The organism is Pseudomonas sp. Ost2, assembly GCF_018326065.1.
Classification (GTDB): domain Bacteria; phylum Pseudomonadota; class Gammaproteobacteria; order Pseudomonadales; family Pseudomonadaceae; genus Aquipseudomonas; species Aquipseudomonas gingeri.
This window is the reverse complement of record NZ_AP021904.1, coordinates 1,675,757-1,695,663: the sequence shown is the minus strand read 5'-3', so window position 1 is coordinate 1,695,663 and position 19,907 is coordinate 1,675,757. Positions and strand designations below refer to the sequence as shown.

Genomic DNA, 19,907 nt, shown 5'->3' with positions numbered 1-19,907 from the left:
CCGGACGCCGTATCTGATGGAGAGAATTGCGTGCTTAAAAACCTGGGCATCAAAGGCCGCGTCCTGCTGCTCACCCTGTTGCCGACCACACTGATGGCCCTAGTGCTGGGCGGCTATTTCACCTGGCTGCAACAATCAGACCTGCAAACCCAGTTGCTGCAACGCGGGGAAATGATCGCCGAACAACTGGCCCCGCTGGTGGCTCCGGCGCTGGGCCGCAATGACAGCGAGCAACTGGAGCGCGTCGCCACCCAGGCGCTGGAACAGACCGACGTACGCGCGGTGTCGTTCCTTGGCGCCAACCGCGAACAGCTGGCCCATGCCGGCCCCAGCATGCTCAACCAGCCGCCCACCGGCAACAGCAGCCATATGCTGCAACGCAGCGGCAATGACGCGACCCGCTACCTGCTGCCGGTCTTCGGCCGGCACCGAAACATGGCCGGCGAACCGCTCCCCGACGAAGCCGACCGTCTGCTCGGCTGGGTCGAGCTGGAGCTGTCCCACAATGGCATGTTGCTGCGCGGCTATCGCAGCCTGTTCGCCAGCCTGCTGCTGATCGCCACGGGCCTGCTCGGCACCGCGCTGCTGGCCGTGCGCATGAGCCGCACCATCAATACGCCGATCAGCAAGATCAAGCTGGCCGTGGCCCAGCTCAAGGACGGCAACCTGGAAACCCGCCTGCCGCCCCTCGGCAGCCAGGAGCTGGACGAACTGGCCTCGGGCATCAACCGCATGGCCGAAACCCTGCAGAACGCCCAGGAAGAATTGCAGCACAGCATCGACCAGGCCACCGAGGACGTCCGGCAGAACCTGGAGACCATCGAGATCCAGAACATCGAGCTGGACCTGGCCCGCAAGGAAGCGCTGGAAGCCAGCCGGATCAAGTCCGAATTCCTCGCCAATATGAGCCACGAAATCCGTACGCCGCTCAATGGCATCCTCGGTTTCACCCACCTGTTGCAGAAAAGCGAACTGACCCCGCGCCAGCTGGACTACCTGGGCACCATCGAGAAATCCGCCGACAGCCTGCTGGGGATCATCAACGAGATCCTCGATTTCTCGAAAATCGAAGCCGGCAAGCTGGTCCTCGACAGTATCCCGTTCAACCTGCGCGACCTGTTGCAGGACACCCTGACCATCCTCGCCCCGGCCGCCCACGCCAAGCAGCTGGAACTGGTCAGCCTGGTCTACCGCGATACGCCGCTGTCGTTGATCGGCGATCCGCTGCGACTCAAGCAGATCCTCACCAACCTGGTGAGCAACGCGATCAAGTTCACCCGCGAAGGCACCATCGTCGCCCGGGCCATGCTCGAGGAAGAACACGAGGACAGCGTGCAATTGCGCATCAGCGTGCAGGACACCGGCATCGGCCTGTCGAGCCAGGACGTGCGGGCGCTGTTCCAGGCCTTCAGCCAGGCCGACAACTCGCTGTCGCGGCAACCCGGCGGCACCGGCCTGGGCCTGGTGATCTCCAAGCGCCTGATCGAACAGATGGGCGGCGAAATCGGCGTGGACAGCACGCCGGGCGAAGGCTCCGAGTTCTGGATCAGCCTGAGCCTGCCCAAGACCCGCGACGACATCGAAGACCTGCCCGCCGCGCCGCTGCTCGGCCGGCGCGTCGCCGTGCTGGAAAACCACGAACTGGCCCGCCAGGCCCTGCAGCACCAGCTGGAAGATTGCGGGCTGGAAGTGATTCCGTTCAACACCCTGCAGAACCTCGCCAATGGCGTGACCGGCGCGCACCAGACCGAACAGGCCATCGATCTGGCGGTCCTCGGGGTCACCGCCCAGGACATGCCGCCCGAACGCCTGAACCAGCATATCTGGGACCTGGAACACCTCGGCTGCCATGTGATGGTGCTCTGCCCGACCACCGAACAGACGCTGTTCCATCTGTCGGTGCCCAATCCCCACAGCCAGCTCCAGGCCAAGCCGGCCTGCACCCGCAAGTTGCGCCGTGCCCTGTCGGACCTGATCACGCCACGGCCGATGCGCATCGAGCCCATCGAACCCTTGAGCAGCCGCGCGCCCCAGGTGCTGTGCGTGGATGACAACCCGGCCAACCTGCTGCTGGTGCAGACCCTGCTCGAAGACATGGGGGCCGAGGTCGTGGCGGTGGAAAGCGGTTACTCGGCGATCGATGCCGTGCAACAGGCCCGTTTCGACCTGGTGCTGATGGACGTGCAGATGCCCGGCATGGACGGCCGGCAGACCACCGAAGCGATTCGCCAGTGGGAAAACGAACGGCAGAGCACGCCGCTGCCGATCGTCGCCCTCACGGCCCATGCCATGGCCAACGAGAAACGTGCCCTGCTGCAAAGCGGCATGGATGACTACCTGACCAAACCCATCAGCGAACGCCAGTTGGCCCAGGTGGTGTTGAAGTGGACCGGCCTGGCCCTGCGCAACCAGGGCCAGGAGCGCAGTAGCGAAGTCTGGAACAGCGGCAGCGACCTGCTGGTCCTCGATCCGGACGAAGGCCTGCGCCTGGCCGCCGGCAAGGCCGACCTCGCCGCCGATATGCTGGCGATGCTGCTGGCCTCGCTGGATGCCGACCGCGAAGCGATTCGCGCAGCCCGTGAAGCCCATGACAACAACGGGCTGATCGAACGGGTCCATCGCCTCCATGGCGCCACCCGCTACTGTGGCGTACCCCAATTGCGCGCGGCCTGCCAACGCAGCGAGACCCTGCTCAAGCAGGACGATCCCAACGCCCAGAAGGCCCTCGACGAACTGGACATGGCCATCGCCCGTCTCGCCATCGAGGCCCGCGTCAGCGCCTGATCCACGACAACACGCCCCCAGGAGACCGGCGCCAGACTGCCGGTCTGTCTTAAAACAAGGAAGTCCGATATGCGTGGAATTCTATTCAGCAGCCAGACCTACGATCGCGACAGTTTCCTGGCCGTCGCCCCGATGGCCGACCTGGAGCTGCACTTCCAGCCCGCCCGCCTGAGCCTGGACACCGCCGCACTGGCCGAACGACATGAAGTGGTCTGCGCCTTTATCAACGATGACCTGAGTGCCCCGGTGCTGGAGCAACTGGCTGCCGGCGGCACCCGCCTGATCGCCCTGCGGTCGGCCGGCTACAACCATGTCGACCTGAACGCCGCCAGCCGCCTGGGGCTCAGCGTGGTGCGCGTGCCGGCCTACTCGCCCCACGCCGTGGCCGAACATGCCGTGGCCTTGATCCTCGCCCTCAACCGTCGCCTGCACCGCGCCTACAACCGGACCCGCGAGGGCGACTTCAGCCTGCACGGGCTGACCGGCTTCGACCTGGTGGGGAAAACCGTCGGCGTGGTCGGCACCGGCCAGATCGGCGCGACCTTCGCCCGCATCATGGCCGGGTTCGGCTGCCAACTGCTGGCGTACGACCCCTGCCCCAATCCCGAGGTCGAGGCCCTGGGCGCCCGCTACCTGGAACTGCCGGAGTTGCTCGGCCAGTCGCGGATCATCAGCCTGCACTGCCCGCTGAACAGCCATACCCGGCACCTGATCAACCGCGACACCCTCGCCCACCTGCAACCCGGCGCCATGCTGATCAACACCGGACGCGGCGGCCTGGTGGATACCCCGGCGCTGATCGACGCCCTCAAGGAGGGCCAGCTCGGCTATCTCGGCCTGGATGTCTACGAGGAAGAGGCACAACTGTTCTTCGAGGATCGCTCCGACCTGCCGTTGCAGGACGATGTCCTGGCACGGTTGCTGACCTTTCCCAACGTGATCGTCACCGCCCACCAGGCGTTCCTCACCCACGAGGCACTGGCGGCGATCGCCACCACCACCCTGGACAACATCGCCGCCTGGAAATCCGGCCACGCCCGCAACCTGGTGCAGCCCTGAGCCGACAGAAGCGCCGTGAACCGGATCGAAGGTCGCATCCCGGCGCTATCCGGTTCGCATCTGCGTGCTAGCATACCGGCCATATTTGGAGGACCCATGGTCGAACACGATTTCCGCTACAGCCTGATGAACCCGCAACACACCCTGACCGAATGCCGCGCCCTGGTGCCGGGTCGTTATCAGGTCACCGGCAACGGTGGCTCGATCCGCATCGACGACGTGCTGCTGGTCACCCTCAAGGGCAGCAAGGACCTGTCCATGCGCCTGACCGTCGAAACCGTGCGGCACCTGATCAACCCGCCGGGCCAGTGGACCGCCATGGCCCGCGGTCCGGTGTTCGGTGAGCTGGCGATTCACCAGTGGCAGGTCAACTGCGACAGCTGCGCCAAAGAGCTGAACTTCGAATTCGCGGTGGATGCCAAGCTCGGCGTCCCCGCCCAGAAACCCGCAGCCACGGCCCGCATCGCCGAGCTGGGTTGGACCACACAGGGCGAGAAGCACCTCTGCCCGAAATGCCAGGAGGCAACATAATGAAACAAGCAGTGATTCTGGGGATGCTGGCGACCAGCCTGTTGGGCTGTGCCGGCGACCGTGTGCAGTTGCAGCAGGATCACAGCTACGTGCTGGAGTGGATCGGCGAACGTCCGCTGATCGACAACAGCCATCTGACCATCACCCTCGGCGATGACGGTCGGGCCTACGGCACCGGCGGCTGCAACCACTGGTTCGCGCCCTACACCCTGGACGGCGACACCCTGAGCTTCGGCAAGGTCGGCAGCACCCGCAAGCTCTGTGCCCCAGCGTTGATGGAGCAGGAAAAACGCTTCCTGCAGGCCCTGGAAACTGTCCAGCGCTGGGATATTTCCCCGGTGGAACAGGTGCGTTTCTGGCCGGCGCAAGGCCAACCCCTGCGCCTGTGGTCGGAAGAAGGCTGAAGCGCTTTCAACCGCACAGCCGAGGCGCCGTGGCCTGAAACGCACGGCGCCCGCATGGCCTTTCACTCCTCCTTCATTTCCTCCGCCAGCTCCAGCCAGGCGCGTGCCGCCGGCGGCAGGTGCGCACTACGGCGCCAGGCCAGGGCGATATGCCAATCGGTCTGCGGCTCATCCAGCGCAATCTGCGCGATCCCTTCATGCCGATGCTTCTGCGCCAGCATGCGCGGCAGGAACGCCACGCCCAACCCTGCCGCCACCAGATCGACGATAAAGTCGACCTGGGCACTGCGGGCGGTGATCCGCGGCACCACGCCGCGACGCTCACAGGCGGTGAGAATGATCCGGTTGAGGGCGAATCCGGCCTCGAACAGAATGAACGGCGATGGCGCCAGCTGGGCGAAGTCCACCGTCTTGTTCCCGGCCAGCGGATGGCTGCGAGGCATCAGGACCATCAGCGGCTCCGAGCGCACCTCCTGATATTCGAATTCCTCATCGATGGGCACCAGCAACGCCGCCAGATCGACCTCCCCCGCCTGCAGGCATTCGTTCAACTTCTTGCTGCCATGCTCGACCAGCTCGATGTCGATAGCCGGGTAACGGCTGCGATAGGCGGCAAACATCGCGGCGAACAGGGCACCGCTGCCCACCGGCGGCAAGCCGATGCGCAACACCCCACGCTTGAGCCCGCGCAGCTCGTCGAGCTCGGCGATCAGGTCGTTGCGCTCGGCCAACAGCACCAGCGCCCGGCGATAGGCGATCTCCCCGGCGGCGGTCAGCTCGCTGCGATGGCCGATGCGATTGAGCAACGGCGTACCCAGCTCATCCTCCAGGGTCTTGACCGCCTTGCTGACGGTCGACTGGGTCAACGACACCACTTCCGCTGCCTGGGAAAACCCACCCTGACGTACCACTTCGACAAATGCGCGCAATGTCCGCAGGTTCATGACTATTCCCTTTGCGACTTAATTCAAGTTGAAAAAGTTGTTTTTATCATACACGGGTTTTCCCTACTCTGACCCCGTCGGCCACCCCGCAGCGATATCCCCCCGGATCAGCGCTCAGGCACGCCAGCCCCGTCACTCAGAGGAATTGCTCCCATGATCATTTCATCGGCCACCGACTACCGCGAAGCCGCACGCCGCAAGTTGCCCCGTTTTCTCTTCGACTACATCGACGGCGGTGCCTACGCCGAACATACCCTCAGGAAAAACGGTTCGGACCTGGCGGACGTCAGCCTGCGCCAGCGGATCCTGAAAAACGTCGACAGCCTCAGCCTGAAGACCAGCCTGTTCGACCAGCCGATGGCGATGCCCATCACCCTGAGCCCGGTGGGGCTGACCGGCATGTATGCCCGTCGTGGCGAAGTCCAGGCGGCCAAGGCGGCCGCAAACAAGGGCATCCCCTACTGCCTGTCGACGGTCTCCGTGTGCTCTATCGAGGAAGTCGCTTCGCAAAGCCCGCAGGCCATCTGGTTCCAGCTCTATGTGCTCAAGGACCGTGGTTTCATGCGCAACGCCCTGGAACGGGCGCAGGCCGCCGGCGTCAAGACCCTGGTATTCACCGTGGACATGCCGACCCCCGGGGCACGTTATCGTGATGCGCATTCGGGCATGTCCGGCCCCTATGCCGCGACCCGCCGGATCCTCCAGGCGACGATGAAACCGGACTGGGCACTCAATGTCGGCGTCCTCGGACGCCCTCACGACCTGGGCAATATCTCCCGCTACCTGGGCAAGGCCACCACCCTGGAAGACTACGTCGGCTGGCTGGGCAACAACTTCGATCCGTCCATCAGCTGGAAGGACCTGGAATGGATCCGCGAATTCTGGAAGGGTCCGATGATCATCAAGGGCATCCTCGACCCGCAGGACGCCAAGGATGCCGTCAGCTTCGGCGCCGACGGGATAGTGGTCTCCAACCATGGCGGCCGGCAGCTCGACGGCGTGCTCTCCACCGCCCGGGCCCTGCCACCGATTGCCCAGGCCGTGGGCAGCGACCTGAGCGTGCTGGTCGATTCGGGCATCCGCTCGGGGCTGGATGTGGTGCGGATGCTGGCCCTGGGGGCGAAAAGCGTGCTGCTCGGACGCTCGACGGTGTACGCCCTGGCGGCGGAAGGGCAACACGGCGTGGAAAACATGCTGGATATCTTCGCCCAGGAAATGCGCGTGGCCATGACCCTGACCGGCGTGACGTCGATCGACCAGATCAACGAATCCATCCTCGCCCGCGCTCCAGCCTGTTGAGTCCATCATGCCACAGCCCATGACCTCGAAAGTGGCGGCGATCCTGCGTCGGTTGGCAGACGCAGGATCGCCCCACCGGATCCCTCTGGCCGACCTCGCCCGCGGCGGGGTCGTATGCGCGGCCCCGGCGATCCTCGCCGCGTACTGTCACAATCCACTGCTCGGCTGGTCGGCCATCGCCGCGTTCTGGACCCACATCAGCCTGCCCGGCGGGCCCCTGGGCAAGCGCTGCCGGTTCGCCCTGGTATTTGGCCTGGCGGGCGCGTTCGCTTCGGGTCTGGGTGTCTGGAGCACCGCCTGCGCGCCACTGATGATCGTCCTGGCGGCGCTGATCGGTTTCTGTGGCGCCTTCGCCAGCGTGGCGGGCAAGCGCATCGGCTTCCCGGCGTTGCTGGTTGCCACGGCCTTCGCGGTATCGACGGCCTTTGCCGGAAACAACCTCGAGCATGCCCTCGGCTATGCCCGTTACTTTCTCTCCGGCAGCCTCTGGGCAAGCGCTATCACCCTGCTGTCGTGGCGTCCCCGTGAACAGGCGCTGGTCCCGGGCGAGCTGCCCGCAGTTCTTTCCAGCACGCTGCGACAACACTTCAACCCGGGCTCACAGGGTTTTCTGCACGGTGTGTGTGTGGCCCTGGCCACGGCGATTGCAGTGGCCACCGTGCACTACTGCGAACTGGATCACGGCTACTGGATGATCCTGACGGTGCTGCTGATCAGCCAGCCCGGTTTTGCCGCCACCTTGAAAGTGTCTGTCGAACGGGTGGCGGGCACCTTGCTCGGCGCGTTGATCGCCATGCTGCTGGGCCATTTCGTCCACGCGCCGTTGCTGATGGCGTGGCTGATCCTGCCCATCTCGATCGGAACGCTGGCCTGCCGCAACATCAGCTACCTGGCCTATATGCTGTTTCTGACACCGCACTTCATCCTGGTTGCCCAGTTGGGCCAACCCGACGAAGGCGAAATCGGCCTCACCTACCTGCGCGTGTTCAACAGCCTCGCCGCCGCGCTACTGGTGATCATGATCGCCCTGGTCGCCCGACCGCTCTGGAGAAAGCCACAGTCGAGCGGAACCGTTGGCAGGCTCGGGGACTCGTAGTCAGCCCTTCAGCCCTTGAGCGCCTTCAGCCGCTCCAGCACACCGGCCGCGGTCTGCTCGCCCATCAGTTGCTCGCGGACCTTGCCCTTGTCGTCGATGATGTAGGTCACCGGCAAGGCCTCGCTGCGTGGCAGGTCGAAGAAATCCGCCGGATCCTGTGCAAGTACGGTGAACTTGATCCCCAGCGCCTCGCTGGCCTTGACCAGGTCATCGCCCTGCAAGCCATCGAAATTCACCCCGAACACCCCCACCGACTGGCCCTTGAGCTGTTCGGACAAGGCATTCAACTCGGGAATTTCAGTGCGGCACGGACCGCACCATTCAGCCCAGTAGTTGACCACTTTCCACTGTTTGTCCAGCCGCTCGGACGCGACCTTCTGGCCGTGCTGGTCAACCCCGTAATCGTTGCCGCAGCCGCTCAGCAGCAGCGCGCCCATCATCGCCAATGCGGCGGCCAATCGCCTCGCCATGTGCACCATCCCCCGTCAATTGAGTCATCGACTGCGACCATTTACCTCGTACGGTTCAGGAGCGCTCGCCAGGCAGGTAGAATACCCGCCACCTTACGCAAGATGCGACCCGCACATGACCGATCTGACGCTTTATCACAACCCGCGCTGCTCGAAATCCCGCGGTGCGCTGGAACTGCTCGAAGCCCGTGGCCTGGCCCCGACCGTGGTGCGCTACCTGGAAACCCCGCTCGACGCTACCCAATTGCGCGCCTTGCTCGACAAGCTCGGCCTCAGCGCCCGGCAACTGCTGCGCAGCGGCGAAGACGAATACAAGAGCCTGAACCTGGCCGACGACCAGCTCGGTGAAGCACAACTGATCGCCGCCATCGCCGCCCACCCGAAACTCATGGAGCGACCGATCCTGGTGGCCGGGGACAAGGCCATCATCGGCCGTCCGCCAGAAAAAGTGCTGGAGATCCTGCCGTGAGCGAACCGTACGTCCTGGTGCTGTTCTACAGCCGCAACGGTTCCACCCGCGAAATGGCCCGCCAGATTGCCCGGGGTGTCGAGCAGGCCGGCATGGAGGCGCGCCTGCGCACCGTGCCGGCGATCTCCAGCGAATGCGAGGCCGTGGCCCCGGCCATTCCCGACGAAGGCGCGCTGTATGCCAGCCTCGACGACCTGAAGCACTGTTCGGCCCTGGCCCTCGGCAGCCCGACCCGCTTCGGCAACATGGCCGCGCCGTTGAAGTACTTTATCGACGGCACCAGCAACCTCTGGCTGACCGGCGCCCTGGTGGGCAAGCCAGGTGCGGTCTTCACCTCGACCTCCAGCCTGCACGGCGGCCAGGAAAGCACCCTGCTGTCGATGCTGCTGCCCTTGCTGCACCACGGCATGCTGGTCACCGGCCTGCCCTACAGCGAATCGGCCCTGCTCGACACCCGCGGTGGCGGCACGCCCTACGGCGCCAGCCATCACACCGGCAGCGACGGCAAGCGCGCCCTGGACGAACACGAGATCGCCCTGTGCCGCGCCCTCGGCCTGCGCTTGGCGAACACAGCGCTGAAACTGGAGAACGGCCGTGGCTAGGAAGCCCAAGGTTCTACCCAGCCAGGACTGGCTGGAGCCACGGGTAAGGCTCGGCCGGGTGCTGGCCCTGGTGTGCTTTCTCGGGCTGATCGGCCTGCTTTGCGTGTATTACCTGATGTTTGCCGACCTGCACGGCGCCCGACCGTGGGTGATCCTGCTGGTCGAACTGGTGCCCTTGTTGCCGCTGCTGCCGGGGATGTTGCTGGGCAGCGCGCGTGGCCATTCGTTCACCTGCTATGTGGTGAACCTGTATTTCCTCAAGGGCGCGCTGGCGGCCTTCGACCCCAACCGGCAACTGTTCGGGGTACTGGAAATGGGCGCGAGCCTGGCGGTGTTCTGCAGCGCCATGCTGTATGTGCGCTGGCGTCATCAACTGAACCGGCGACTGGCGGGAGAAGGCCAGGCCCAACCGGCCTGACCCCATCTGCAGATTGTGACTGGCAGCCCCCGCGGGAGCCGGCTTGCCGGCGATGGCATCGACGCGGGGTATCGGCTGGAACGCGGTGCCTGCATCGCCAGCAAGCCGGCTCCTACAAGGTCTGTGGGTACGACCGACAGCCCCATTGTGAAGATCGGCTTGCCAGCGAAAAGGCCCTGGTCCTGCGACGATCAGTAGCCGACCGCGAACCGCTGGCGCGAGTGAGCAGGCTGTTCGACCTCATCCAGCAGGGCAATCGCATAGTCGGCGAAGGTGATCCAGCTGCGGCCTTCGGCGCTCACCAGCAGGTCATCCTTGCCCAGGCGGAATTTGCCGGTGCGCTCGCCTTCGACGAACTCCGCCGAAGGCGACAGGAAGCTCCAGTCCAGCTCCTTTTCCTGACGCAGGCTTTCGAGGAAGGCCGCCCCGGCACTGGCCTCGGCCTTGTATTCCGCCGGGAAACCCGGACTGTCGATCACCCGCCCGCCACCGGGCAGCAACAACGAGCCGGCCCCACCGACCACCAGCAGGCGCTTGACTCCGGCCTTCTTCACCGGACCGATCACCGCCGCGGCCGGCAGGGTGGCGAAATGCGCGGCGCTGATCACCACATCGTGACCGGCCACGGCTGCTTCCAGCGCAGCCGCATCGAGGGCATCGACCGCCTTGCTGACGACACCGGGGCGTGCCTCGATCTTCGCCGGATTGCGGGCGATGGCGGTGACGCTGTGGCCGCGACGCAGGGCTTCTTCCAGCAACTGGCTACCGGCACGACCGGTGGCACCAATGATTGCAATCTTGCTCATGACGCTCTCCAAGTGGATTGTTGACGATCAATCAGGCGGTGAACAGACTCACCATTTCATTTCGCCCTTGGCGACCTTGGCGCTGAGTTCCAGGGAGGACTCCTCGCCCAGGTCCGGGTAACGCTGTTTCATGGCGGCGATCAGCTGTGCGGAATCCCTGGCCTTGGCGGTCTCTTCGTCGAAGGCCTTGATGTAGTCCGCCGTGAACTGCGCCGTCGCCACGGAATGCGCGGCATCGCCGAGGTAATGGCCGGGCACCAGGATCTGCGGTTGCAGTGCCTGGATACGTTGCAGCGTAGCCAGCCAATCCTTGTGGGACTGGGCGGACTGGGTGTCGGCCATCCACACATGGATATTGCCTGCGACCACCACGCCGCCCACCACCGCCTTGAGCGACGGGATCCAGACAAAGCTGCGATCCGGCTGCGCGCCATCCAGGCCGATAATGTCCAGCTCGCGTCCCTCAAGGATCAGTCGATGGCCCTTGAGCACCTGCGGCACGACGGTCCGGGCGGGAACATCGGCGCCCATTTTCGGGCCCCAGAACGCCAGCTTGCCGTCGACGGTGGCCCTGATATGCGCCACGGTCGGTGCCGAGGCCAGTACCTTGGCCTTGGGGAACGCGCGGGTGAGGGTGTCCAGGCCGAAGTAGTAGTCCGGGTCACCGTGACTGATATAGATGGTGGTCAGTTGCTTGCCGCTGGCCCGGATCTTTTCCACCACCTGCTCGGCCTGGGACTTGCCGAACTGGGCATCCACCAGGATCGCCTCCTTCTCGCCACTGACCAGCACCGAAGTCACCGGAAAAATCGCCGCCGTTCCCGGGTTGTAGACGTCCAGGGTCAGGGCCGGCTGGGCCGCCGCCTGGCCGGCAAAACCGAGGGCCGCAACGCCAAGGGTCGCGCCAGCGAGCAAGAGGCGACGAAATGAAGAGAGTCCGATCATGTACAGCTCCAGGGTCTGTTTGCCGTGATTGGCAGTGAACAGAGCTTAGTTGCCCGATCCGATACAAAAAATGCGATGCTGGGACATAGTTTGTTTCTGAAATCGGGCAAATCATGGATCGTCTTACAGCAATGCGGGTGTTCGTGACGGTGGTGGACCTGGGCAGCCAATCGGCGGCGGCCGACCACCTGGAGCTGTCGCGACCGGTGGTGTCGCGTTATCTGGCGGAACTGGAAGACTGGGTCGGCGCGCGCCTGATGCACCGCACCACGCGCAAGCTGAGCCTGACCGCGGCGGGCAGCGAAACCCTGCCGCGTTGCCGGCAGTTGCTGGAGTTGTCCGGCGACCTGCAGGCCGCCGTCAGCACCCCGGACGAAGCACCGCGAGGCCTGCTGCGGATCAGCGTCAGCACCTCCTTCGGCCAGGCCCAGTTGGCCGATGCCATGGCGGAGTACGTCCGGCGCTTCCCCGGCGTCAGCATCGACCTGCAGATGCTCGACCGCACCGTGAACCTGGTGGACGAACGCATCGACCTGGCGATCCGCACCAGCAACGACCTCGACCCGAACCTGATCGCCCGGCGGCTGACGGTCTGTCGCTCGGTGATCTGCGCGTCACCGGCCTACCTGCGCGAACACCCGGCGCCGCGGCGGGTCGAGGAACTGAGCCAGCACAACTGCCTGACGCACTCCTACTTCGGCAAGAGCCTCTGGCATTTCGAGCAGGATGGCGAACAGGTTTCGGTGCCGGTCCAGGGCAATATCAGTGCGAACGAAGCCAGCACCCTGCTGCGCGCGGTCATGGCCGGGGCCGGTATCTCGATGCTGCCCACCTACCAGGCCGGGGTGCATATCCACCGCGGCGAACTGGTGCGCCTGCTGCCCCACGCCGAACCTCGGCTGATGAACATCTATGCGGTCTACGCCTCGCGCAAGCACATGCCGGCGACCTTGCGCAGCATGCTGGACTTCCTGGTGCAGCGTTTTCCCGAGACGCCGGCCTGGGACAGGGGCCTCTGACTTCATGGATCGCTACGGGGCGCGGCGCGTCCACGCTGGTGGCGCTCGAAAAGCTGGCAAGTCGGCGCAACTGACCTAATCTTCAACTCAGTACCTTCTAGCGAACCCGGTTCGACTGAGTCAGAGGTCAGCACCATGAATATCCTCAAAACAAGAAAATGTGCCGCCGTTCTTGCTGTCTGCGCCGTTGTCGCGCTGTATGCCACCGCCGCCTGGCGGGTCGAGCAGCTCAGGCAGACACCGCGCAACCTCTCCACCTGCAACCTTGAGCATTGCGTGCCGCACACGGCCAGCCTGAGCGCGCTACGTTAGGCCGGTATCGGCGCGAAAGGCACTCGGCGAAAGTCCGGTCAGGCGCCGGAAGAACCGCGAAAAATAGGCCGGGTCCGCAAATCCCAGGTCGTCCGCGACCTGGTTGATGGTCATGCGCGTGTAGATCAGGTTGCGCTTGGCCTCCAGCAACAGGCGCTGGTGAATCATCTGCAGCGCCGACTGCCCCGCCCATTCCCGGCAGGTACTGTTCAGGTGGGCGACGGAGATGCCGACCTTGTGGGCCAACTGCTCGACACTCGGCTGCTGGCGAAAATGCGCCTCCACCAACCCGTTGAAACGACTCAGGTACTCCCGGCCACGTTCGGGTAGCTGTCCGGCTGCCTGACGGCGGATCACCTGGCGGCTGACCCATACCAGCAATACGCTGACCAGCGAACGCAGGAGCATGTCCCGCGCCGGCTGGTTCGCCGCGTACTCACTCTGCAAGGCGCTGAACAAGCGGTTGAGATAGACGCGGTCCCTGCCCGCCGGATAACTCGCGGCAAGCGCCAGGGCATCCGGCGAACTGCCCAGTTGCTGCTGAAGCTGCGCCACCAGCGGCGCGGCCAGGGTCAGCACGTAGCCATCGATGTTCTCGGAAAAATGAAAGCCGTGCACACACAGGGGCGGCACCACCTGGATCGCCGACTCACGCAAGGTGGTGCGCTGCCCTTCGATATCGACCTGGGCCTGGCCCTTGTTGAGGAACAGCAACTGGCACAGGTCGGCGTGCCGGTGCGGCTGGATCTCCCAGTGATGCAGGCGGCTGCGCTTGGGAATGGTCTCGCAGTGCAGCAGGTCGGGGGTGATCCAGTCCTGGTTTTCACCATAGAGCTTGAAGACCGGAATCGACGCGGTGGCGGGCTTGTTCATCGACGTGGCGGACCTGGGCGATAATCGCCCGTATTGTTGAAAAGTACCGGCAAAGGCGCAGTTTTCACCTTTTAAAGCCACTACTGCAAGCGAAAAATGCAGGCACTCGATATCAGAGTCCTTATAAGAACCGACTCACCGGCACGCCGCGTGAAGCTTGCAGAGAGAACAACAATGAAAACTCAAGTCGCTATTATCGGTGCCGGCCCCTCCGGCCTGCTGCTCGGCCAACTGCTGCACAATGCCGGGATCGACACGGTGATCATCGAACGCCAGGCACCGGACTACGTGCTCGGGCGGATCCGCGCCGGCGTCCTGGAACAGGGCATGGTCGAGTTGTTGCGCCAGGCCGGGGTCAGCGCGCGCATGGATGCCGAAGGACTGGTGCATGACGGCTTCGAACTCGCCTTCAACGACCGGCGGGTGCATATCGACCTGAAGACCCTGACCGGCGGCAAGAGCGTGATGATCTACGGCCAGACCGAGGTCACCCGCGACCTGATGGCCGCCCGCGAGGCCGCCGGGGCGCCGACGATCTACAGCGCCGGCAACGTCCAGCCCCACGGCATGAAAACCGACGCGCCCTGGCTGACCTTCGAGAAGGACGACCAGACCCACCGCCTGGACTGCGACTACATCGCCGGCTGCGACGGTTTCCACGGGGTCGCCCGGCAGTCGATTCCGGCCGACGCGCTGCAGACCTTCGAACGGGTCTACCCCTTCGGCTGGCTGGGCATTCTTGCCGACACGCCGCCGGTCAGCGAAGAACTGGTGTATGCCAGCCACGAACGCGGTTTTGCCCTGTGCAGCATGCGCTCGCCCACGCGCACCCGTTACTACGTGCAGGTGCCGGCGCAGGAAAAGGTCGAGGACTGGTCCGACGCGCGCTTCTGGCAAGAACTCAAGGCGCGCCTGCCGGCCAGCCTGGCCGAGCGCCTGATCACCGGACCGTCCATCGAGAAGAGCATCGCGCCGCTGCGCAGCTTCGTGGTCGAACCGATGCAGTACGGGCGGATGTTCCTGGTCGGCGACGCCGCCCATATCGTCCCGCCCACCGGCGCCAAGGGCCTGAACCTGGCGGCCAGCGATGTCAGCACCCTGTTCGACATCCTGCTCAAGGTCTACCGCGAGGGCCGTCACGAACTGCTGGAGCAATACTCGTCGATCTGCCTGCGCCGGGTCTGGAAAGCCGAGCGCTTTTCCTGGTGGATGACCTCGATCCTCCATCGTTTTCCCGACAGCGATGCCTTCAGCCAACGCCTGCAACAGACCGAACTGGACTACTTCGTCGGCTCCGAAGCCGGGCGCAAGACCATCGCGGAAAATTACGTCGGCCTCCCTTATGAGACTATCCAATAGCAAGCTATCTAGTACACTGGCAGGCACTCCCGTGCTTGTCCCGATAACCGTCGGTCCGCAACTGATGCCTATCTGTGGTAGCCGGGCTTGGCCACGAAGCGTTCAGAGGTCCTGAGGGCCACTTCGCGGGCAAGCCCGGCACCTGCAGAGGACTGCGGCGCTCAAGACAGATCACGGGTCAACCTCTGTGTGCAGGTTCTACCGTGACCAATCTTCATCAGCCCGGCCAGACGAAGCCGGCGATTCGCAGCATATTGATCGCCCTGATGCTGGCGATCTTCCTCGGCGCTCTGGACCAGACCATTGTCGCCGTCTCGATCCCTGCCATTTCCGCCCAGTTCAAGGATGTCGGCCTGCTGGCCTGGGTGATTTCCGGCTACATGGTCGCCATGACGGTGGCGGTGCCGATCTACGGCAAGCTGGGCGACCTCTACGGTCGACGCAAGCTGATGCTGTTCGGCATGGGCCTGTTCACCCTGGCCTCGTTGTTCTGCGGCATGGCCCAGAGCATGGAACAACTGGTGATTGCGCGAATCATCCAGGGCATCGGTGCCGGCGGGATGATTTCGGTCAGCCAGGCGATCATCGGCGACATCATCCCGCCGCGCGAACGCGGTCGTTACCAGGGTTATTTCAGCAGCATGTACGCGGTGGCAAGCGTCGCCGGGCCGGTACTCGGCGGCTACATGACCGAATACCTGTCGTGGCGCTGGGTGTTCCTGATCAACCTGCCGCTGGGAGTGGGTGCCTGGTGGGTGGCGCACCGGACGCTGGTCGGCCTGCCGGTACCACAGCGCAAACCGGTCATCGATTACCTCGGTACGCTGCTGATGATCGTCGGCCTGACCGCCCTGCTGCTGGGCATCACCCAGATCGGCCAGGGCCATCGCTGGAATGACAGCGATGTGCTGGGACTGCTGGCCACGGCAGTGATCGCCCTGGCGCTGTTCGTACTGCATGAACGGCGCACCGCCGAACCGCTGCTGCCGATGCACCTGTTCCTCAACCGCAATGCCCTGCTGTGCTGGTGCACGATCTTCTTCACCAGTTTCCAGGCGATTTCGCTGACCGTGCTGATGCCGCTGCGCTTCCAGAGCGTGACCGGAGCCGGGGCCGACAGCGCGGCGCTGCACCTGTTGCCGCTGGCGATGGGCCTGCCCATGGGGGCCTACTTCGCCGGGCGCATGACTTCGGTGACCGGCTACTACAAACCGATGATTCTCAGCGGTGCGCTGCTGATGCCCCTGGCCATTGTCGGCATGGCCTTCACCGCGCCCCAGGCGGTGGTCTTGAGCAGCCTGCTCATGCTGCTGTGCGGGATCGCCGGCGGCCTGCAGTTCCCGACCTCGCTGGTGGGCACGCAGAACTCGGTGGAGCAACGGGATATCGGCGTCGCCACCAGTACCACCAACCTGTTCCGTTCCCTTGGCGGGGCGGTGGGTGTCGCCTTGATGTCGGCCCTGCTGCTGGCGTTGCTGCAGGACTCGAGCCTGACCCACCTGGCCGGCACCGCGGTGATCGCCGAAGGCAGTTCGGGCAACGCCCTGCTCGACGGCCTCAACGCCGCCCCCGGCCCGGCGCAGGAAGCCCTGCGGGCGGAGTTGCTGCTGACTTTCCGGCATCTGCTGCTGATCAGCGCCGGCGTCGCCCTGCTGGGGTTGGCCGCGGCCATCGCCATGCCGAACAGGGTGCTGCGCGGACGAGAGGACAAGGCCGGCTGATCCGGCTCACGCCATTCCCACGCCCGCGTGGGAATGGCGTGAAGCCGGTCAGGGACTGTAGTAGCCGACCGCGACCAGAAGCGACCCGACCTTGCGCAAGTAGGCATGCTTGTCCTCGACCTTGCCGGTCACCGGGTTCTTCCAGCGATACGCGTACTCGCCCTGCTCCTGCTTGCCCATCATCGCCAGGATCGGCTCGCCCACCGGCTTGCCGTCAGGGTCCCTGACCTTGCCGAAATCGGTATTGACCATGCGCAGGTTGGTACCGTGGGCCAGGTAACGATGGCTCTTCAGGTCCACGACAAAGACATACAGGTCATCCTGCAGGAACCCGCCCCGCAGCCCGTTGATCGCGTCAAGCGTGCCCTTGCGATCCTTGCCCAGATCGGTCGCCGCCCTTGCCAGCAAAGCCCTGGCCTGATCCGCCGAAGCCCGTGGCAGGTAATAACCGACCGCCAGGATGCGCTCGCCGACCCGCTGGAAAAACACCCGCTTGCGCTCGACCTTGCCGTCGCTCCAGTTCTGCCAGCGATACTCGGCCTCCTGGATCCCGCTGCCCTCGGGGGTCTTGAGCACGTCCTTGAAAGCCTTGCGCAAATCCGCACCGAGCACCTCGGACACGTCACGCCCGATCAGCGCCGAAGACGGGCCGCCGCTGGCCAGCATCACACCCCGGGTGTCGACCACGAATACATAACGATCCTGATCGACGAACTCGCCCTGGCGACTGAACGCGGCGAACGCCTTGTCGCCCTGCTCGTGGTAATAGGCCAGGGCCTTTTCCAGCAACGCCCTGGCGGCCGGCGCCTCATCGCTGGGCGCAGCCGCCGCCAGCGCCATCCCCCCGCACAGCAACATCAGGCAACCGGCCAAGGCCCGTAGCAAGCCAGACTTCATGGTGCATCCCTCGTTCTTGTTGGTCTTCCAAGAGCGTAGACCGCCACGGCCTATACGGAATCATTCAGCAAGCCTCGGTGGTGGACCGTCCCCCTGCAAAATGTGCAGGCATTTTTCAGCCGCGCCACTAGAATGCGTCCATCGGGAACCGCCTACGGAATCGTCATGCCGCTTCGCTCTGTGCTCTATTCACAACGTTCGCTGGTGGTGACGCTGGTCGCCCTGCTCGGCTGCGGTTTCCTGGCCACGTCCCTGCTCAGCTACTACGCCTCGCGCGCCTCGATCCGCGACGGCATCATCAATACCGAACTGCCTCTGACGTCCGACACGGTCTATTCGGAAATCCAGAAGGACCTGGTGCGACCGATCCTGATTTCCTCGATGATGGCCCGCGATACCTTCATGCGCGACTGGGTGGTGGCCGGCGAGCGCGATCCGGACCAGATGACCCGCTACCTCAACGAGGTCATGACCCACTATGGCGCCTACACCGCCTTCTTCGTCTCCAACAGCAACCTGACCTACTACCAGGCCAAGGGCGTATTGAAGAAAGTCCGCATCGATGAACCCAACGATCTCTGGTACTTCCGCGTGCGGGACATGCAGCCCCCCTACGAGATCAACGTCGACCCGGACACCGCCAACAACAACCGCCTGACCTTCTTCATCAACTACAAGGTCTTCGACTACGACGAACACTTCATCGGCGCGGCCGGGGTCGGCCTCACCGTGGATGCGGTGATCAAGCTGATCGACAAGTACCAGCAGCGCTACCAGCGCAGCGTGTACTTCGTCGACACCTTCGGCCGCCTGGTCCTGACCGGTGCCGACGGTGGCCCTGAAGGCGCCCGGGCCGGCACGTCGCTCAACGACCTGGCGAGCATGAAGAACCTGCTGGCCAAGCTGCCCAAGCCCCACGATGGCAGCTACGACTATGCGGAGACGGACGGCCAGCGGCACTTCCTCAACGTACGCTTCATTCCGGAACTGAACTGGTACCTGTTCGTCGACAAGCGCGAAGACAGCGCCCTCAGCGGGATCCGCCAGTCGCTGTACCTGAACCTGCTGATCTGCCTGGTGGTGACCCTGATCGTACTGGCCCTGCTCAACCGCGTGGTCCACCGCTACCAGCGCAAGATCCAGGCCCTGGCGACCCTCGACAGCCTGACCGATCTGCCCAATCGCCGGGGCTTCGACCTGCTGGCGGCCCAGGCCCTGCACGAAGCCCAGCGCGAACCCAAGCCGCTGACCGCGCTGCTGCTGGACCTGGATCACTTCAAGCAACTCAACGACAGCCATGGTCACCTCGCGGGCGATGTCGTGCTGAGCGGTTTTGCCCGGGACCTGGAACGCTGCCTGCGCCAGTCGGAAATCATCTGCCGCTGGGGTGGCGAGGAATTCATCGTGCTGCTCAAGGACACCGACAGCAGCAATGCCCTGCTGGTGGCCGAGAAGATCCGCCAGCACATCGAGCAACAGCGCTACAGCTATAACGGCAAGAGCCTGCAACTGACTGTCAGTATCGGCCTGACCTCACTGCAACAGGACGACACCCTGCACAGCCTGCTGGCCCGTGCCGACCACGCGCTGTACCGCGCCAAGCAGAGCGGGCGCAACCGCGTGTGCAGCGACCTGGCGAAGTCCGCCCATGAATGATCCCGGCCTCTGCCCGGCCTGTGGTGCCCGCAACGACTGCGCCCTGGCCGACCCGCGAACCGTCGACCGGCCCTGCTGGTGCTACAGCGTCAGCATCGACCCGGCGGTACTCGAAGCCCTGCCCGCGGAACTGCGCAACGCCGCCTGCCTGTGTCCGCGTTGCGCGCGGGTGGACGAACAACTGAAGCAGGCCCCATCTTCGACGCCATGACGTAAAATGCCCACCCGCTTCCCCATGAACAT

General features: G+C 64.6%; 21 protein-coding genes. 15 read left to right on the top strand and 6 right to left on the bottom strand.

The window, feature by feature from the left end; genetic code table 11:
• The first annotated feature begins 30 nt into the window (after positions 1 to 30).
• The 4 genes from KI243_RS07440 to KI243_RS07425 all read left to right on the top strand — a co-directional run bounded on the left by KI243_RS07440 (position 31) and on the right by KI243_RS07425 (position 4,778).
• Complete coding sequence (locus KI243_RS07440; RefSeq protein WP_017127747.1) at positions 31 to 2,784, top strand: response regulator; 2,754 nt, start codon at positions 31 to 33, stop codon at positions 2,782 to 2,784.
• Positions 2,785 to 2,853: 69 nt separating this feature from the next.
• A complete protein-coding gene (locus tag KI243_RS07435) occupies positions 2,854 to 3,843 on the top strand; it encodes a 2-hydroxyacid dehydrogenase (protein WP_177085325.1) in 990 nt (329 codons plus the stop codon).
• 96 nt (positions 3,844 to 3,939) lie between these two features.
• Positions 3,940 to 4,374: a hypothetical protein gene (locus KI243_RS07430; protein WP_017127745.1), complete on the top strand. Its 435-nt coding sequence runs from the start codon at positions 3,940 to 3,942 to the stop codon at positions 4,372 to 4,374.
• Positions 4,374 to 4,778, top strand: a complete 405-nt coding sequence (locus KI243_RS07425) for an META domain-containing protein (RefSeq protein ID WP_017127744.1) — start codon at positions 4,374 to 4,376, stop codon at positions 4,776 to 4,778. The genes KI243_RS07430 and KI243_RS07425 overlap by 1 nt, the downstream gene beginning before the upstream one ends.
• Before the next feature lie 62 nt (positions 4,779 to 4,840).
• On the opposite strand, the gene KI243_RS07420 is transcribed toward KI243_RS07425, so the two are convergent.
• Positions 4,841 to 5,722 (bottom strand): LysR family transcriptional regulator, encoded by an 882-nt coding sequence (locus KI243_RS07420; RefSeq protein ID WP_017127743.1) that lies wholly within the window; start codon positions 5,720 to 5,722, stop codon positions 4,841 to 4,843.
• A 153-nt stretch (positions 5,723 to 5,875) separates the two neighbouring features.
• Between KI243_RS07420 and lldD the strand changes: the two genes are divergently transcribed.
• The gene (gene lldD, locus KI243_RS07415; RefSeq protein WP_017127742.1) at positions 5,876 to 7,021 is read left to right on the top strand and encodes an FMN-dependent L-lactate dehydrogenase LldD; all 1,146 of its coding nucleotides are present in this window, start codon (positions 5,876 to 5,878) and stop codon (positions 7,019 to 7,021) included.
• A 7-nt stretch (positions 7,022 to 7,028) separates the two neighbouring features.
• Entirely contained in the window at positions 7,029 to 8,117 is a 1,089-nt protein-coding gene (locus KI243_RS07410; RefSeq protein ID WP_212810662.1) for an FUSC family protein, read from the top strand.
• 8 nt (positions 8,118 to 8,125) lie between these two features.
• Here KI243_RS07410 and KI243_RS07405 read toward each other — a convergent pair whose 3' ends face one another.
• The gene (locus KI243_RS07405; protein WP_177130067.1) at positions 8,126 to 8,587 is read right to left on the bottom strand and encodes a TlpA disulfide reductase family protein; all 462 of its coding nucleotides are present in this window, start codon (positions 8,585 to 8,587) and stop codon (positions 8,126 to 8,128) included.
• A 115-nt stretch (positions 8,588 to 8,702) separates the two neighbouring features.
• Between KI243_RS07405 and arsC the strand changes: the two genes are divergently transcribed.
• From arsC to KI243_RS07390, 3 genes are read left to right on the top strand one after another with little or no spacing between them, the layout of a single operon-like run.
• Positions 8,703 to 9,056, top strand: coding sequence for an arsenate reductase (glutaredoxin) (gene arsC, locus KI243_RS07400; RefSeq protein ID WP_177085352.1), 354 nt, complete (start codon positions 8,703 to 8,705; stop codon positions 9,054 to 9,056).
• Positions 9,053 to 9,658 (top strand): NAD(P)H:quinone oxidoreductase, encoded by a 606-nt coding sequence (gene wrbA / locus KI243_RS07395; protein WP_017127738.1) that lies wholly within the window; start codon positions 9,053 to 9,055, stop codon positions 9,656 to 9,658. The genes arsC and wrbA overlap by 4 nt, the downstream gene beginning before the upstream one ends.
• Positions 9,651 to 10,076: a DUF2069 domain-containing protein gene (locus KI243_RS07390; RefSeq protein ID WP_042936066.1), complete on the top strand. Its 426-nt coding sequence runs from the start codon at positions 9,651 to 9,653 to the stop codon at positions 10,074 to 10,076. Before wrbA ends, KI243_RS07390 begins: the two co-directional genes overlap by 8 nt.
• Before the next feature lie 191 nt (positions 10,077 to 10,267).
• Here KI243_RS07390 and KI243_RS07385 read toward each other — a convergent pair whose 3' ends face one another.
• Together KI243_RS07385 and KI243_RS07380 are read right to left on the bottom strand one after the other, a co-directional pair.
• Complete coding sequence (locus KI243_RS07385; RefSeq protein ID WP_177109048.1) at positions 10,268 to 10,882, bottom strand: NAD(P)-dependent oxidoreductase; 615 nt, start codon at positions 10,880 to 10,882, stop codon at positions 10,268 to 10,270.
• Between the two features lie 48 nt (positions 10,883 to 10,930).
• Complete coding sequence (locus KI243_RS07380) at positions 10,931 to 11,827, bottom strand: MBL fold metallo-hydrolase (RefSeq protein ID WP_177130071.1); 897 nt, start codon at positions 11,825 to 11,827, stop codon at positions 10,931 to 10,933.
• Between the two features lie 113 nt (positions 11,828 to 11,940).
• Between KI243_RS07380 and KI243_RS07375 the strand changes: the two genes are divergently transcribed.
• Together KI243_RS07375 and KI243_RS07370 are read left to right on the top strand one after the other, a co-directional pair.
• Complete coding sequence (locus KI243_RS07375) at positions 11,941 to 12,846, top strand: LysR family transcriptional regulator (protein WP_103032632.1); 906 nt, start codon at positions 11,941 to 11,943, stop codon at positions 12,844 to 12,846.
• Positions 12,847 to 12,981: 135 nt separating this feature from the next.
• Entirely contained in the window at positions 12,982 to 13,158 is a 177-nt protein-coding gene (locus KI243_RS07370; RefSeq protein WP_167331649.1) for a hypothetical protein, read from the top strand.
• On the opposite strand, the gene KI243_RS07365 is transcribed toward KI243_RS07370, so the two are convergent.
• A complete protein-coding gene (locus KI243_RS07365) occupies positions 13,150 to 14,031 on the bottom strand; it encodes a helix-turn-helix domain-containing protein (protein ID WP_212810661.1) in 882 nt (293 codons plus the stop codon). The genes KI243_RS07370 and KI243_RS07365 overlap by 9 nt on opposite strands.
• A gap of 174 nt (positions 14,032 to 14,205) precedes the next feature.
• Here KI243_RS07365 and pobA point away from each other — a divergent pair, with 174 nt between their 5' ends.
• A complete protein-coding gene (gene pobA / locus KI243_RS07360) occupies positions 14,206 to 15,390 on the top strand; it encodes a 4-hydroxybenzoate 3-monooxygenase (protein ID WP_212810660.1) in 1,185 nt (394 codons plus the stop codon).
• Positions 15,391 to 15,593: 203 nt separating this feature from the next.
• Entirely contained in the window at positions 15,594 to 17,111 is a 1,518-nt protein-coding gene (locus KI243_RS07355) for an MDR family MFS transporter (RefSeq protein ID WP_177118255.1), read from the top strand.
• A 48-nt stretch (positions 17,112 to 17,159) separates the two neighbouring features.
• Here the strand turns inward: KI243_RS07355 and KI243_RS07350 are convergent, their stop codons facing one another.
• Positions 17,160 to 18,008: a cache domain-containing protein gene (locus KI243_RS07350; protein ID WP_042936064.1), complete on the bottom strand. Its 849-nt coding sequence runs from the start codon at positions 18,006 to 18,008 to the stop codon at positions 17,160 to 17,162.
• 165 nt (positions 18,009 to 18,173) lie between these two features.
• Between KI243_RS07350 and KI243_RS07345 the strand changes: the two genes are divergently transcribed.
• Together KI243_RS07345 and KI243_RS07340 are read left to right on the top strand one after the other, a co-directional pair.
• A complete protein-coding gene (locus KI243_RS07345) occupies positions 18,174 to 19,664 on the top strand; it encodes a sensor domain-containing diguanylate cyclase (RefSeq protein ID WP_212810659.1) in 1,491 nt (496 codons plus the stop codon).
• Positions 19,657 to 19,875 (top strand): cysteine-rich CWC family protein, encoded by a 219-nt coding sequence (locus KI243_RS07340; protein WP_017127728.1) that lies wholly within the window; start codon positions 19,657 to 19,659, stop codon positions 19,873 to 19,875. The genes KI243_RS07345 and KI243_RS07340 overlap by 8 nt, the downstream gene beginning before the upstream one ends.
• Positions 19,876 to 19,907 lie beyond the last annotated feature (32 nt).

Excerpts from the sequence above, each read along its gene's own strand:
- KI243_RS07430 (WP_017127745.1), top strand. The coding sequence starts at position 3,940 with ATGGTCGAACACGATTTCCGCTACAGCCTGATGAACCCGCAACACACC.
- pobA (WP_212810660.1), top strand. The coding sequence starts at position 14,206 with ATGAAAACTCAAGTCGCTATTATCGGTGCCGGCCCCTCCGGCCTGCTG.
- lldD (WP_017127742.1), top strand. The coding sequence starts at position 5,876 with ATGATCATTTCATCGGCCACCGACTACCGCGAAGCCGCACGCCGCAAG.
- KI243_RS07425 (WP_017127744.1), top strand. The coding sequence starts at position 4,374 with ATGAAACAAGCAGTGATTCTGGGGATGCTGGCGACCAGCCTGTTGGGC.
- KI243_RS07375 (WP_103032632.1), top strand. The coding sequence starts at position 11,941 with ATGGATCGTCTTACAGCAATGCGGGTGTTCGTGACGGTGGTGGACCTG.
- KI243_RS07370 (WP_167331649.1), top strand. The coding sequence starts at position 12,982 with ATGAATATCCTCAAAACAAGAAAATGTGCCGCCGTTCTTGCTGTCTGC.
- arsC (WP_177085352.1), top strand. The coding sequence starts at position 8,703 with ATGACCGATCTGACGCTTTATCACAACCCGCGCTGCTCGAAATCCCGC.
- KI243_RS07365 (WP_212810661.1), bottom strand. The coding sequence starts at position 14,031 with ATGAACAAGCCCGCCACCGCGTCGATTCCGGTCTTCAAGCTCTATGGT.
- KI243_RS07435 (WP_177085325.1), top strand. The coding sequence starts at position 2,854 with ATGCGTGGAATTCTATTCAGCAGCCAGACCTACGATCGCGACAGTTTC.
- KI243_RS07345 (WP_212810659.1), top strand. The coding sequence starts at position 18,174 with ATGCCGCTTCGCTCTGTGCTCTATTCACAACGTTCGCTGGTGGTGACG.
- KI243_RS07385 (WP_177109048.1), bottom strand. The coding sequence starts at position 10,882 with ATGAGCAAGATTGCAATCATTGGTGCCACCGGTCGTGCCGGTAGCCAG.
- KI243_RS07405 (WP_177130067.1), bottom strand. The coding sequence starts at position 8,587 with ATGGCGAGGCGATTGGCCGCCGCATTGGCGATGATGGGCGCGCTGCTG.
- KI243_RS07380 (WP_177130071.1), bottom strand. The coding sequence starts at position 11,827 with ATGATCGGACTCTCTTCATTTCGTCGCCTCTTGCTCGCTGGCGCGACC.
- KI243_RS07340 (WP_017127728.1), top strand. The coding sequence starts at position 19,657 with ATGAATGATCCCGGCCTCTGCCCGGCCTGTGGTGCCCGCAACGACTGC.
- KI243_RS07420 (WP_017127743.1), bottom strand. The coding sequence starts at position 5,722 with ATGAACCTGCGGACATTGCGCGCATTTGTCGAAGTGGTACGTCAGGGT.
- KI243_RS07410 (WP_212810662.1), top strand. The coding sequence starts at position 7,029 with ATGCCACAGCCCATGACCTCGAAAGTGGCGGCGATCCTGCGTCGGTTG.
- KI243_RS07350 (WP_042936064.1), bottom strand. The coding sequence starts at position 18,008 with ATGAAGTCTGGCTTGCTACGGGCCTTGGCCGGTTGCCTGATGTTGCTG.